The organism is Streptomyces sp. NBC_01384, from assembly GCF_045040035.1.
Taxonomy (GTDB): domain Bacteria; phylum Actinomycetota; class Actinomycetes; order Streptomycetales; family Streptomycetaceae; genus Streptomyces.
This window is the reverse complement of the sequence record NZ_CP109559.1, coordinates 1666180-1680246: the sequence shown is the minus strand read 5'-3', so window position 1 is coordinate 1680246 and position 14067 is coordinate 1666180. Positions and strand designations below refer to the sequence as shown.

General features: G+C 69.4%; 12 protein-coding genes. 9 read left to right on the top strand and 3 right to left on the bottom strand.

Features of this window, described 5'->3' with window-relative positions:
- Nucleotide 1 precedes the first annotated feature (1 nt).
- Entirely contained in the window at nucleotides 2–1978 is a 1977-nt protein-coding gene (thrS, locus tag OG747_RS07420) for a threonine--tRNA ligase (RefSeq protein WP_405878493.1), read from the top strand.
- Between the two features lie 23 nt (nucleotides 1979–2001).
- On the opposite strand, the gene OG747_RS07415 is transcribed toward thrS, so the two are convergent.
- The gene (locus OG747_RS07415) at nucleotides 2002–2685 is read right to left on the bottom strand and encodes a potassium channel family protein (protein ID WP_405878492.1); all 684 of its coding nucleotides are present in this window, start codon (nucleotides 2683–2685) and stop codon (nucleotides 2002–2004) included.
- Between the two features lie 67 nt (nucleotides 2686–2752).
- On the opposite strand from OG747_RS07415, the gene OG747_RS07410 reads away from it, so the two are divergent.
- Nucleotides 2753–3313: an HIT family protein gene (locus tag OG747_RS07410; RefSeq protein ID WP_405878491.1), complete on the top strand. Its 561-nt coding sequence runs from the start codon at nucleotides 2753–2755 to the stop codon at nucleotides 3311–3313.
- Nucleotides 3314–3449: 136 nt separating this feature from the next.
- Here the strand turns inward: OG747_RS07410 and OG747_RS07405 are convergent, their stop codons facing one another.
- Nucleotides 3450–5159, bottom strand: a complete 1710-nt coding sequence (locus OG747_RS07405; RefSeq protein ID WP_405878490.1) for a hypothetical protein — start codon at nucleotides 5157–5159, stop codon at nucleotides 3450–3452.
- 169 nt (nucleotides 5160–5328) lie between these two features.
- A complete protein-coding gene (locus OG747_RS07400) occupies nucleotides 5329–7524 on the bottom strand; it encodes an elongation factor G-like protein EF-G2 (RefSeq protein WP_405878489.1) in 2196 nt (731 codons plus the stop codon).
- 236 nt (nucleotides 7525–7760) lie between these two features.
- Here OG747_RS07400 and pgsA point away from each other — a divergent pair, with 236 nt between their 5' ends.
- The 7 genes from pgsA to OG747_RS07365 all read left to right on the top strand — a co-directional run bounded on the left by pgsA (nucleotide 7761) and on the right by OG747_RS07365 (nucleotide 14067).
- On the top strand, nucleotides 7761–8486 hold the full coding sequence (gene pgsA / locus OG747_RS07395; RefSeq protein WP_405885467.1) for a phosphatidylinositol phosphate synthase: 726 nt from the start codon (nucleotides 7761–7763) through the stop codon (nucleotides 8484–8486).
- Nucleotides 8483–9427, top strand: a complete 945-nt coding sequence (locus OG747_RS07390) for a phosphatidylinositol mannoside acyltransferase (protein WP_405878488.1) — start codon at nucleotides 8483–8485, stop codon at nucleotides 9425–9427. Before pgsA ends, OG747_RS07390 begins: the two co-directional genes overlap by 4 nt.
- Nucleotides 9424–10632 carry a glycosyltransferase family 4 protein gene (locus OG747_RS07385; RefSeq protein WP_405878487.1) on the top strand — a complete coding sequence of 403 codons (1209 nt, stop codon included), beginning with the start codon at nucleotides 9424–9426 and terminating at the stop codon, nucleotides 10630–10632. Before OG747_RS07390 ends, OG747_RS07385 begins: the two co-directional genes overlap by 4 nt.
- 290 nt (nucleotides 10633–10922) lie before the next feature.
- Nucleotides 10923–11468, top strand: coding sequence for a hypothetical protein (locus OG747_RS07380; protein ID WP_405878486.1), 546 nt, complete (start codon nucleotides 10923–10925; stop codon nucleotides 11466–11468).
- A gap of 230 nt (nucleotides 11469–11698) precedes the next feature.
- Entirely contained in the window at nucleotides 11699–12622 is a 924-nt protein-coding gene (gene pdxS, locus OG747_RS07375) for a pyridoxal 5'-phosphate synthase lyase subunit PdxS (protein WP_405878485.1), read from the top strand.
- A gap of 12 nt (nucleotides 12623–12634) precedes the next feature.
- A complete protein-coding gene (pdxT, locus tag OG747_RS07370; protein ID WP_405878484.1) occupies nucleotides 12635–13240 on the top strand; it encodes a pyridoxal 5'-phosphate synthase glutaminase subunit PdxT in 606 nt (201 codons plus the stop codon).
- A gap of 74 nt (nucleotides 13241–13314) precedes the next feature.
- Nucleotides 13315–14067, top strand: a complete 753-nt coding sequence (locus tag OG747_RS07365; protein WP_405878483.1) for a YebC/PmpR family DNA-binding transcriptional regulator — start codon at nucleotides 13315–13317, stop codon at nucleotides 14065–14067.

The window sequence follows — 14067 nt, the reverse complement described above, 5'->3', positions numbered from 1 at the left end:
GGTGTCAGACGTCCGTGTGATCATCCAACGCGATTCCGAGCGGGAAGAGCGCGCGGTGACGACGGGCACTACGGCCGCCGACCTCTTCGCCGGCGAGCGCACCATCGTCGCGGCCCGCGTGGGCGGCGAGCTGAAGGACCTCGCGTACCAGGTCAAGGACGGCGAGACCGTCGAAGGCGTGGAGATCTCCTCCGAGGACGGCCTCAACATCCTGCGCCACTCCACCGCGCACGTCATGGCCCAGGCCGTGCAGGAGCTCTTCCCCGAGGCCAAGCTGGGCATCGGCCCGCCGGTCAAGGACGGCTTCTACTACGACTTCGACGTCGAGAAGCCGTTCACGCCCGAGGATCTCAAGGCCGTCGAGAAGAAGATGCAGGAGATCCAGAAGCGCGGTCAGCGCTTCTCCCGCCGTGTGGTGACCGACGAGGCGGCCCGCGAGGAGCTCGCCGCGGAACCGTACAAGCTGGAGCTGATCGGCATCAAGGGCTCCGCCTCCTCGGACGACGGCGCGGACGTCGAGGTCGGCGGCGGCGAGCTGACGATCTACGACAACCTCGACGCCAAGACCGGCGAGCTGTGCTGGAAGGACCTCTGCCGCGGTCCCCACCTGCCCACCACCCGGAACATCCCGGCGTTCAAGCTGATGCGCAACGCCGCGGCGTACTGGCGCGGCAGCGAGAAGAACCCCATGCTCCAGCGCATCTACGGCACCGCCTGGCCCTCCAAGGACGAGCTGAAGGCGCACCTCGACTTCCTCGTCGAGGCGGAGAAGCGCGACCACCGCAAACTGGGCAACGAGCTCGACCTGTTCTCCATCCCGGACCAGATCGGCTCCGGCCTCGCCGTCTTCCACCCCAAGGGCGGCATCATCCGCCGGGTCATGGAGGACTACTCGCGGCGCCGGCACGAGGAAGAGGGCTACGAGTTCGTCTACACCCCGCACGCGACGAAGGGGAAGCTCTTCGAGACCTCGGGCCACCTGGACTGGTACGCCGACGGCATGTACCCGCCCATGCAGCTCGACGAGGGCGTTGACTACTACCTCAAGCCCATGAACTGCCCGATGCACAACCTGATCTTCGATGCGCGCGGCCGCTCGTACCGTGAACTGCCGCTGCGCCTCTTCGAGTTCGGGACCGTGTACCGGTACGAGAAGTCGGGCGTCGTGCACGGCCTGACCCGTGCCCGTGGCTTCACGCAGGACGACGCGCACATCTACTGCACCAAGGAACAGATGGCGGAGGAGCTCGACAAGACGCTCACCTTCGTCCTGAACCTGCTGCGCGACTACGGCCTGACCGACTTCTACCTGGAGCTCTCCACCAAGGACGAAACCAAGTTCGTCGGCTCGGACGAGACCTGGGAGGAGGCCACCGAGACGCTGCGGCAGGTGGCCGAGAAGCAGGGCCTCCCGCTGGTCCCGGACCCGGGCGGTGCCGCGTTCTACGGCCCGAAGATCTCCGTCCAGGCCAAGGACGCCATCGGCCGCACCTGGCAGATGTCGACCGTGCAGCTCGACTTCAACCTGCCGGAGCGCTTCGACCTGGAGTACACCGGGCCCGACGGCTCCAAGCAGCGTCCGGTGATGATCCACCGTGCGCTGTTCGGTTCCATCGAGCGATTCTTCGCGGTGCTCCTCGAGCACTACGCGGGCGCGTTCCCGGCCTGGCTGGCGCCCGTGCAGGCGATCGGCATCCCGATCGGCGACGCGCACGTGGAGTACCTGCAGAAGTTCGCCACCGAGGCGAAGAAGAAGGGCCTGCGGGTCGAGGTCGACGCCTCCTCCGACCGTATGCAGAAGAAGATCAGGACGGCGCAGAAGCAGAAGATCCCGTTCATGATCATCGTCGGCGACGACGACATGAACGCCGATACGGTGTCGTTCCGCTACCGCGACGGTTCACAGGAGAACGGCATTCCGCGTGACGAAGCGCTGGCGAAGCTCGTAGACGTGGTGGAGCAGCGCATCCAGGTGTGACGTGGTCCCCGCCGATGTGGGGTTCAGGCCCCCGGGGTATTCCCCGGGGGCTTCTCCCTGTCCTCGTCGGTCTTGTCCTCTCGCGAGAACACCTGCAGCAGCCAGGACGAGAACGAGCCGGTCACCGCACCGAGCAAGGCCAGCCCGCAGGCCATGAGACCCGTGGCGATCACCCGCCCCCACGGCGTCACCGGAGTGACATCGCCGTAGCCCACCGTCGACAGCGTGGAGCAGGCCCACCACACCGAGTCCCCAAAGGTGTGGATCGTGGCGTCCGGGGCGGTGCGCTCCTGCTGATAGACGGCGAGAGCGCCGGCAAAGCCGAGGAGCGTCACCGACAGGGTGGCGTACGTGATCACGCGCGCGTGCAGGCTGAACCGGGGCTGTCCATGTCGGCGCTGCACCGCTTCGTAGACCTTGACGATCCGCAGCGGGCGCAGCAGGGGAAGCGCGAGCACCACCGAGTCCAACCAGTGCGTCCGTACGAAACGCAGGCGCTGCCCGCTCAGCCGCCAGCGCACGGCGTAGTCGACGGCGAACAGCGCCCAGGTGGCGAACAGCGCCGCCAGGCAGGCGTTCCGCCAGCTCTCGGGCAGGTCGCGGGCCAGAACAAGGACCGCGTAGAAGAAGAGAAACAGCAATGACGCCATGCCGAGCGGGACCTCGCTGCGCCGCTCCCAGCGGGCCTGGGGGCTGTCGTCATTCATCGCCCCAGCTTGACCGCACGCCCTTTTGTACGGCACCCGCCGACACGCCGCGAATGGGCGAAGCAATATGCTGCACCACATGACGAGTGAGCCGGAGCAGCAGATCGGAGTGGGAACGCAGGACGCGTTCCAGCGCTTGTGGACGCCCCACCGGATGGCTTACATCCAGGGCGAGAACAAGCCCACCGGCCCGGGGGCCGACGACGGCTGTCCCTTCTGCTCGATCCCCGCGAAGTCGGACGAGGACGGGCTCATCGTCAAGCGCGGTGAGCAGGTGTACGCGGTGCTCAACCTGTACCCGTACAACGGCGGCCACCTCATGGTCGTGCCCTACCGCCACGTCGCGGACTACACCGACCTGACCGACCCGGAGACCGCGGAGCTCGGCGAGCTGACCAAGCAGGCGATGACCGCGCTGCGCACCGCCTCGGGCGCGCACGGCTTCAACATCGGTATGAACCAGGGCACCGTGGCGGGTGCGGGCATCGCCGCCCACCTCCACCAGCACATCGTCCCCCGCTGGGGCGGCGACACCAACTTCATGCCGGTCGTGGGCCACACCAAGGTGCTCCCCCAGCTCCTGGCCGACACCCGCAAAATGCTGGCGGAGGCCTGGCCGACGCGGTAGCCGGGCTGGGAGCGCCCCTTCAGGGGCGCGAGGCTGTGACATCATGCGGCTCCGCCCCGTGGGCGCGACCGGCCCGAGACGACCCGCACCGGACGGACGCGGACGGACGGCCTTTCGCCGCCCGTCCGCCGGGGGCTCACGCGTCGTAGACGTCGTCCTTCTTCGGCGTCGGGTCCTGGACCGCGCCGCTGAGGACGGACGTGCGGCCGTCGAATTTCTCGGTGTTCACGTTGTGACCCTTCAGGAACTCGATGACGGCCTCGTGCACCACGCGGAGCACGGGGGTCGCGCTGCGCAACACGTCATCGGCCATGAAGCGGTTCTTCCAGGGCTGGTCGGCCCAGGCATGGCGCAGCCCGAAGGGCTCGGGAAGCACCAGCGAGCCGCCGAGCCAGTTGAGGAGCGGCGGATACCAGGTGAGCGGGGCGCGGGCCGCGAGACGGACCACCTCGTCGTTGTCCACGAGCGGGAGCTTCACCTTGCGGGTCTCCCAGAACTTGACCGTCTTGGCGACTTCCTTCTCCTTGGCCGCCGGCTTGCCCATGAAAAGGCCGTTCACCGGTCCCAGGGCATGGCCGGTGAGCTCGATGCGCAGGGTCTTGTGCAGCACGGTCACGGTGACGAGCATGCTGATCACCAACTGGCCGTCCCAGAGCGTCCATTGGACACCGAGGTAGTGCCGTTCACCGCTGTCGTACTGCTGCTTGTTGCAGATGTCCCGCATCTGCTGCAGGTTGACCTGGTGGGCCGTGCTGCCACCGGGGCGGGCGACCTCCTTGGTGCCCACCGGCACATGTGTGACGACCCAGTGGCGTATCTCGGGCTTGGGGAAACCACCCGTGGTCAGCGGGCTCGTGTTGAGTTTCTCCAGGGCTCGCTCAATGGCGCTCACGACGTCGAAGCTCTGGAACCTGGCGATCTCCGGGGGCGGAACCAGGTGCTTCGCCAGCTCCGCGCTCAGCGAGCCCACCTTCTGCGTCTGTTCCGAGGGCAGCGGAACCAGTTCCTCGGCGAGGTGCCAGTGTCCCCAGCGCGTGCCCATACCGAGGATGCCCTTGGGACCGGCGTAGAAGACCGCGTTCGACCGCTGTTCGTCCCTCAGCTCGCCGAACGCCTGGCGCAGCCGCTCGGCCCGGGTGTCGCCGGGACTGCTGGGAACGGATTCGGGGACCCTGGCGCCCACGGTGCTGCCGGAGAGAAGACTGTTCCAGCGGGTGCGCAGATCCTTCGCCGTGCGCTCGCAGATCTGCTTCGCCAGCAGCCAGCCGACGACGGGGGCGACGAGCGCGCCGCGCACGTACCAGGCGAGGGGACCGGTGATGGGCAGACGGATCAGGGCGATCACGGCGACGGCGCCCACCGCGACCAGCAGGGTGGTGGCGAGGGCGGGGGCACGCTTGCCCTCGCGCTTGGCGATGGTGGTCCGCAGCTGGAAGACCAGCAGCCAGAGGAGAAGCCCCGGCAGGAAGAACAGGCCGCACACCACCATCACGGCCGCGAGCCGGTTGTCGCGCTCCTTGCGGAGGCGGTTCGCCGCCAGGCAGTGTTCGACCACCGCCTGCGGCTCGATGCCGAACGACTGGATGACCGGGTTGCGGCCGACGCCCAGCATGCGGGACACCACTGCCTGGGAGAAGGCCTCACCGAGGTTGGGCCGGAAGATCGTCGCCCACTTGCGGCTCGGCTTGACGGTCGACTCGTGCCACTCGTTGTTGGCCTCCAGGATCTTTCCGACCTCGTCGTCCCGGTAGGCCGCCGAGGCCAGGGCGTACGTCGCCAACTCGTCTGTGCCCGACCGTGGCACCTGTGGCCCGAAGATGTCCTCGAAACCGGTTGGAACCGTCATACCCGCCCCCATCGCCGCCGGTGTCGCTCCTGCGGCCTTCCCGACTTCCCTGCCCCGCACACCTGTTGATCAGGTCATCGTCTTGATCAGTTCCCAGAGTATCGGCCGTGACCGACATTCGTCGGCGGACGGCCGAAGCCGCCCGCCGAGGGTGAAGGGAGCCGAACTGTCAGGCGTCCTGGGCCTGTTCGCGAATTTTTTCGGCGATCTGCTGCGGCATCGGCTCGTGCCGCGCATAGCGGCGGTCGAAGCGCGCGGTGCCGTGTGAGAGGGAGCGCAGATCGACGGCGTACCGCCCGATCTCGATCTCAGGGACCTCGGCCCGTACGAGCGTGCGCCCGCCGCCCGCCTGCTCGGTGCCGACGACCCGGCCGCGCCGCCCCGACAGGTCGCTCATCACGGCGCCCACGTACTCGTCGCCGACCAGCACCGTCACCTCGGCCACCGGCTCCAGGAGATGGATCCTGGCGTCGGTGGCCGCCTCGCGCAGGGCGAGCGCGCCCGCGGTCTGGAACGCGGCGTCGGAGGAGTCCACCGAGTGCGCCTTGCCGTCGAGCAGGGTGATCCGTACGTCGATCAGCGGATGGCCCGCGACCACGCCCTTGGCGGCCTGGGCGCGCACACCCTTCTCGACGGACGGGATGAACTGCCGGGGCACGGCGCCACCGACGACCTTGTCCACGAACTCGATGCCCGAGCCGTTCGGGAGGGGCTCGACCTCGATCTCGCAGATCGCGTACTGGCCGTGCCCGCCCGACTGCTTCACATGCCGACCGCGCCCGGCGGCCCTGTCCGCGAACGTCTCCCGTAGGGAGACCTTGTGCGGGACCACGTCGACCTGGACGCCGTACCGGTTGCGCAGCCGCTCCAGGGCGACGTCCGCGTGGGCCTCGCCCAGGCACCACAGGACGACCTGGTGGGTGTTCTGGTTCTGTTCCAGGCGCATGGTGGGGTCCTCGGCGACCAGCCGCCCCAAACCCTGCGAGAGCTTGTCCTCGTCAGGCTTGCTGTGCGCCTGGATGGCGAGCGGCAGCAGCGGGTCGGGCATCTGCCAGGGCTCCATGAGGAGCGGGTCCTCCTTGGCCGAGAGCGTGTCGCCGGTCTCGGCCCGGTTGAGTTTCGCGACGCACGCAAGGTCGCCCGCGATGCAGTGCGTCAGGGCGCGTTGCTGCTTGCCGAACGGGGTGGACAGGGCGCCGACGCGCTCGTCGACGTCGTGGTCCTCGTGGCCCCGGTCGGTCAGCCCGTGCCCGGAGACGTGCACCGTCTCGTCGGGGCGCAGGGTGCCCGAGAAGACCCGTACGAGCGAGACCCGGCCCACATAGGGGTCGCTGGCCGTCTTCACGACCTCCGCGACGAGCGGCCCGTTCGGGTCGCAGGTCTTGACCTCGCGTTCCTGCCCCTCCGGCGTCGTCACCGTGGGCGCCGCGCGTTCCAGCGGGGTGGGGAAGCCGCCCGTGACGAGTTCGAGGAGCTCGACCGTACCGAGGCCCTGGCGGGCCCCCTCGGCGGCGGGCGCGGCCGCCAGCACGGGGAAGAAGACCCCGCGCGCCACGGCCCGTTCCAGGTCCTGCACGAGTGTCCTGAAGTCGATCTGCTCGCCGCCGAGATAGCGGTCCATGAGGGTCTCGTCCTCGCTCTCGGCGATGATCCCCTCGATCAGCCGGTTGCGCGCCTCCTCGATCAGCGGCAGCTGTTCGGGCCCGGGCTCGGCCTCCTTGCGCTCCCCGGAGGAGTAGTCGAACAACCGTTGCGACAGCAGGCCTATCAGGCCGGTCACGGGCGCGTGCCCGTCGGGCCCCTCCGCGCCGTGCAGCGGCAGATACAACGGCAGTACGGCGTCGGGGTCGTCCGCGCCGAATGCCTCGGCGCAGTTCCGGGTCATCTCGTCGAAGTCGGCGCGCGCCGATTCGAGGTGGGTGATCACGATGGCGCGCGGCATGCCGACCGCCGCGCACTCCTCCCACACCATCCGGGTCGAGCCGTCCACCCCGTCCGAGGCCGAGACGACGAAAAGGGCCGCGTCCGCTGCCCGCAGACCGGCCCTGAGTTCCCCGACGAAGTCGGCGTATCCGGGGGTGTCGAGGATATTGATCTTGTATCCGTCCCAGTCGACGGGTACCAGGGAGAGCTGCACCGAGCGCTGCTGCCGGTGCTCGATCTCGTCGTAGTCGGAGACGGCGGTGCCGTCCTCCACCCGGCCCGCCCGATTCACTGCCCCCGCGGTCAGCGCGAGGGCTTCCACCAATGTCGTCTTGCCGGATCCGCTGTGGCCGACCAACACCACATTCCGTACGGACGCGGGGTGGTCGGCCGCTGTAGCCCTGCCGGCGGCTCCGGGGTGTGCGTTCGCCTTGTCGCCCATGGCCTTGCCTCCCGTGCACGGTGAGGTCACTGTGGGCGCGGGCGTGGCGGATCCTCCCCCAGAGGGGACGCCCCCAGCGGTGCGGCTCCGATGACGCCCGCGGTGTATTCGAGCTTTGCACTCGTGTCACGGTGCGTCCATACGGCGGACGCGATCCCGCCGTGACATCGATGGCATCCGTCCGTGACACCGGGGTGCGGGTGCCCGACCGTCGCACATGCGCGCGCGTGGCTACGATGGGCCAGCCGGTGGCCAGCAGGGGCCGCGCGGCGACACCGACCCTCGGGAAGGCCATGCTGAACAAGTACGCGCGTGCATTCTTCACGCGTGTCCTCACACCGTTCGCCGCGTTTCTCATCCGTCGGGGGGTAAGCCCCGACACGGTCACCCTCCTGGGCACGGCCGGAGTCATGGCGGGCGCGCTGGTCTTCTACCCCCGGGGGGAGTTCTTCTGGGGCACGATCGTCATCACGCTCTTCGTCTTCTCCGACCTGGTCGACGGCAACATGGCGCGCCAGCTCGGCCGCTCCAGCCGCTGGGGAGCCTTCCTGGACTCCACGCTCGACCGGGTCGCCGACGGCGCGATCTTCGGCGGCTTCGCGCTCTGGTACGCGGGCGGCGGCGACAACAACGCGCTGTGCGCCGTCTCGATCTTCTGCCTGGCCAGCGGCCAGGTGGTCTCGTACACCAAAGCCCGCGGCGAGTCGATCGGCCTGCCGGTCGCCGTCAACGGCCTGGTCGAGAGGGCCGAGCGCCTGGTGATCTCCCTGGTCGCGGCCGGCCTCGCGGGGCTGCACACGTTCGGGGTGCCGGGCATCCAGTGGCTGCTGCCCGTCGCGCTGTGGATCGTCGCCGTCGGCAGCCTCGTCACGCTCATCCAGCGCGTCGTCACGGTGCGCCGGGAGTCCGCGGAGGCGGACGCGGCGGCGGCCGCGGCCCAGAACAGCGGGGCCACGTCGTGACCAGCTTCCAGGAGAGGCTGGTGGACGGGGCCTACGCGGCCGGCTGGAGCACCGTCAAGAAGCTCCCCGAGCCGGTCGCCGTGCGCCTCGGCCGCACCGTCGCGGACCTCGCCTGGAAGAGGCGCGGCAAGGGCGTACAGCGCCTGGAGAGCAACTACGCGCGCGTGCTGCCCGACGCGACCCCGGAGCGGCTCGCCGAGCTCTCCAGAGCGGGCATGCGCTCGTATCTGCGCTACTGGATGGAGTCCTTCCGCCTCCCCGCCTGGAGCAAGGAGCGCATGAGGACAGGCTTCGAGCCCAAGGACGTGCACCACCTGACGGACGGACTCGCCTCCGACAAGGGCGTGATCCTGGCCCTTCCGCACATGGGGAACTGGGACCTCGCGGGAGCCTGGGTCACCACCAAACTGGAGACGCCGTTCACGACGGTCGCCGAGCGCCTCAGGCCGGAATCGCTGTACGACCGTTTCGTCGCCTATCGCGAGGGCCTCGGCATGGAGGTCCTGCCGCACAGCGGCGGTACCGCGTTCGGGACGCTGGCCCGGCGGCTGCGCGACGGCGGACTGATCTGCCTGGTCGCCGAGCGCGATCTGTCGGCCTCGGGCGTCGAGGTGGAGTTCTTCGGCGAGACGACCCGGATGCCCGCCGGCCCGGCCCTGCTGGCCCAGCAGACGGGAGCCATCCTCCTGCCGGTGACGCTCTGGTACGACGACTCACCCGTGATGCAGGGCCGTGTGCATCCCCCCGTCGAGGTTCCCGAGACAGGTACCCGGGCCGAGAAGACGTCTGCCATGACACAGGCGCTGGCCGACGCCTTCGCCACGGGTATCGCCGAACATCCGGAGGACTGGCACATGCTGCAGCGCTTGTGGCTCAAGGACCTCGATCCCGGGAAGGATCCTGACAACACCGAGAAGGATTCCGAGAAGAGGACTCCGTGAGGATCGGCATCGTCTGTCCGTACTCCTGGGACGTTCCGGGCGGCGTCCAGTTCCACATCCGCGACCTGGCCGAACACCTCATCCGCCTGGGACACGAGGTCTCGGTCCTCGCCCCCGCGGACGACGAGACACCGCTGCCGCCGTACGTCGTCTCGGCTGGCCGCGCGGTCCCGGTGCCGTACAACGGCTCCGTGGCGCGTCTGAACTTCGGCTTCCTGTCGGCGGCACGGGTGCGGCGCTGGTTGCACGACGGCACCTTCGACGTGATCCACATCCACGAGCCGGCCTCGCCGTCCCTGGGCCTGCTCGCGTGCTGGGCGGCACAGGGCCCCATCGTCGCCACCTTCCACACCTCCAACCCGCGCTCCCGGGCGATGGTCGCCGCGTACTCGATCCTCCAGGCGGCCCTGGAGAAGATCAGCGCGCGGATCGCGGTGAGCGAGTACGCGCGCCGCACCCTGGTCGAGCACCTGGGCGGCGACGCGGTCGTCATCCCGAACGGCGTCGACGTCGACTTCTTCGCCCGCGCCAAGCCCAAGCCCGAGTGGCAATCAGAAGGGGCGCGAAGCTCGGTTGAGGGTGGTGGTGGGAGACGGGCGGGCGACACCCTCGGCTTCATCGGCCGCATCGACGAGCCCCGCAAGGGCCTGCCCGTCCTCATGAAGGCCCTCCCGAAGATCCTCGCCGAGCGCCCGGGGACCCGGCTCCTGGTCGCCGGACGCGGTGACGAGGAGGAGGCCGTCGAGTCCCTGCCCGCCGAGATGCGCTCGCGCGTCGAGTTCCTCGGCATGGTCAGCGACGAGGACAAGGCCCGCTTCCTGCGTAGCGTCGACCTGTACGTGGCGCCCAACACCGGCGGCGAGAGCTTCGGCATCATCCTGGTGGAGGCGATGTCGGCGGGGGCGCCGGTCCTGGCCTCCGACCTCGACGCCTTCGCGCAGGTCCTCGACCAGGGCGCGGCCGGCGAGCTCTTCGCCAACGAGGACGCGGACGACCTGGCCGCGGCGGCCCTACGACTGCTCGGCGACCCCGAGCGCCGGGCCGAACTCCGCGCGCGGGGCAGCGCCCACGTACGGCGCTTCGACTGGTCGACCGTAGGCGCGGACATCCTGTCCGTCTACGAGACGGTGACGGACGGCGCGGCGGCGGTCGCCGCGGACGAACGGACGGGGCTGCGGGCGCGGTTCGGACTGGCCCGGGACTGAGCGTGCCGGACACGCCGGCCACGGCGGACACGACGGCCTCGGGAGGATCGTGCTGCGCACCCGCGCGCGGAAAGGACAGTTCGGGTTTCCAACCGTCCGTACCGGCCTCGCCCCCTGGCATGCGACCGGGCGACCGTCCCGTTCCCGCGCCTGACACCGCCGCCGTCACACTGCCCGGCGGCGCGTTCCGTATGGGCGACGCCTTCGGCGAGGATTCCGTTGCGCGTGGGACCTGAAGGACGCGTGGGACCTGAAGGAGCGGTGACCTTGCCCGGGTAGCCTTGCCGCCCGTGACCGCAACCCTCATCTGGACCCTCGTCGTCCTCGTCGCGATCGGCCTCTACCTGAGCTGGACGGCGGGGCGCCTCGACCGGCTGCACTCCCGGATCGACGCCGCGCGCGCCGCGCTCGACGCGCAGCTGTTGCGCCGCGCCTCGGTCGCCCAGGAGCTGGCGACCTCCGGGGTGCTCGATCCCGCCGCCTCGATCGTGTTGTACGAGGCCGCGCACGCCGCCCGGCAGGCGGAGGAGGAGCAGCGCGAGGTGGCCGAGAGCGAGCTGAGCCAGGCGTTGCGGGCCGTCTTCGGGGAGCCTCAGCAGGTGGAGGCGGTGCGGGAGGCGCCGGGTGGGGACGCGGCGGCGAGCGAACTGGCGCAGGCGGTGCGGAGGGTGCCGATGGCTCGGCGGTTCCACAACGACTCGGTGCGCGCCGCCCGTGCGCTCCGCCGCCACCGCAAGGTCCGCTGGTTCCGCCTCGCCGGTCATGCACCCTTCCCCATGGCCTTCGAAATGGACGACGAGCCCCCCACGGCCTTGGCGGACCGCCCCACGACCTGACGCCGCGCCCGCTGGGTCCTCGGGGACGCGGGGAACTGCGCGACCAGCCCCCACCCGCCCACAGTCGAACAGCCCACCAGGGGGCTGGGGGCGGAGGCCCGACAGACAGGACGGGTAGGGGCGACGGGGCGAAAACGATCCACCGGGTCTCCATTGGCCCTTGCTGTGGCCTGGTCCCATCCCGTTTCCTCGGTGCTGCAGAAACCCTCTTTCACCGAGTGAGGTCATCCGTGTCCAGCACGCTCTCCAACTCCGCCCAGCCCGCTGAAACCGCCGCGACCGGCACCGCCCGCGTAAAGCGCGGCATGGCCGAGCAGCTCAAGGGCGGCGTGATCATGGATGTGGTCAACGCCGAGCAGGCGAAGATCGCCGAGGACGCCGGCGCCGTGGCCGTCATGGCCCTGGAGCGGGTCCCCGCCGACATCCGCAAGGACGGCGGCGTGGCCCGTATGTCGGACCCGAACATGATCGAGGAGATCATCGACGCGGTCTCCATCCCCGTCATGGCCAAGTCCCGTATCGGGCACTTCGTCGAGGCCCAGGTCCTTCAGTCCCTCGGCGTCGACTACATCGACGAGTCCGAGGTCCTCACCCCGGCCGACGAGGTCAACCACTCCGACAAGTGGGCCTTCACGACCCCCTTCGTCTGCGGCGCCACCAACCTCGGCGAGGCCCTGCGCCGCATCGCCGAGGGCGCCGCCATGATCCGCTCCAAGGGCGAGGCCGGCACCGGCAACGTCGTCGAGGCGGTCCGCCACCTGCGCCAGATCAAGAACGAGATCGCCCGGCTGCGCGGCTTCGACAACAACGAGCTGTACGCCGCCGCCAAGGACCTGCGTGCCCCGTACGAGCTGGTCAAGGAGGTCGCCGAGCTCGGCAAGCTCCCGGTCGTGCTGTTCTCCGCCGGTGGTGTCGCGACCCCCGCCGACGCCGCGCTGATGCGCCAGCTCGGCGCCGAGGGCGTCTTCGTCGGCTCCGGCATCTTCAAGTCGGGCGACCCGGCCAAGCGCGCCGCCGCCATCGTGAAGGCGACCACCTTCTACGACGACCCGAAGATCATCGCGGACGCGTCCCGCAACCTGGGCGAGGCCATGGTCGGCATCAACTGCGACACCCTCCCCGAGGCCGAGCGCTACGCCAACCGCGGCTGGTAAGGCACACCACTGATGAACACCCCGGTCGTAGGCGTCCTGGCCCTCCAGGGCGACGTACGGGAGCACCTCATCGCCCTGGCCGCGGCCGACGCCGTGGCCAGGCCGGTGCGGCGTCCCGAGGAGCTCGCCGAGGTGGACGGCCTGGTCATCCCGGGCGGCGAGTCCACCACCATCTCCAAGCTGGCCGTTCTCTTCGGCATGATGGAACCCCTCCGCGCGCGCGTGCGAGGCGGCATGCCCGTCTATGGCACCTGCGCGGGCATGATCATGCTCGCCGACAAGATCCTCGACCCGCGCTCGGGCCAGGAGACGATCGGCGGCATCGACATGATCGTGCGCCGCAACGCCTTCGGACGTCAGAACGAGTCCTTCGAAGCGGCGGTCGACGTCAAGGGCGTCGAGGGTGATCCTGTAGAGGGCGTCTTCATCCGCGCCCCCTGGGTCGAATCCGTGGGTGCCGCGGCCGAAGTGCTCGCCGAGCACGAGGGCCACATCGTCGCCGTACGCCAGGGCACCGCGCTCGCCACGTCGTTCCACCCGGAACTGACCGGCGACCACCGCGTGCACGGCCTGTTCGTCGACATGGTGCGCGAGAACCGGACACCATGGGCCTTGTAGGATCTGGGGGTCCCCCAGGCTCTTAAAGTCTGGGGGAGTTCGTACAGGATGGGTTACGCGAAGGAGACAGGCAGATGTCCGGCCACTCTAAATGGGCTACGACGAAGCACAAGAAGGCCGTGATCGACGCCAAGCGCGGCAAGCTCTTCGCGAAGATGATCAAGAACATCGAGGTCGCGGCCCGTACGGGCGGCGCCGATGTGTCCGGCAACCCGACGCTGTTCGACGCCATTCAGAAGGCCAAGAAGAGCTCGGTGCCGAACAAGAACATCGACTCCGCGGTCAAGCGTGGCGCAGGTCTCGAAGCCGGTGGCGCCGACTACGAGACGATCATGTACGAGGGTTACGGCCCGAACGGTGTCGCGGTGCTCATCGAGTGCCTCACCGACAACCGCAACCGCGCCGCCTCGGACGTCCGCGTCGCCATGACGCGCAACGGCGGCAACATGGCCGACCCGGGCTCCGTCTCGTACCTCTTCAACCGCAAGGGCGTCGTCATCGTCCCCAAGGGCGAGCTCACCGAGGACGACGTCCTGGGCGCCGTGCTCGACGCGGGCGCCGAGGAGGTCAACGACCTCGGCGAGTCCTACGAGGTCATCTCCGAGGCCACCGACCTGGTCGCGGTCCGCACGGCCCTCCAGGACGCCGGGATCGACTACGACTCCGCCGACGCCAACTTCGTCCCGACCATGCAGGTCGAGCTCGACGAAGAGGGCGCCCGGAGGATCTTCAAGCTGATCGACGCCCTCGAGGACAGCGACGACGTGCAGAACGTCTTCGCCAACTTCGACGTGAGCGACGACGTGATGGCCAAGGTCGACGCCTGA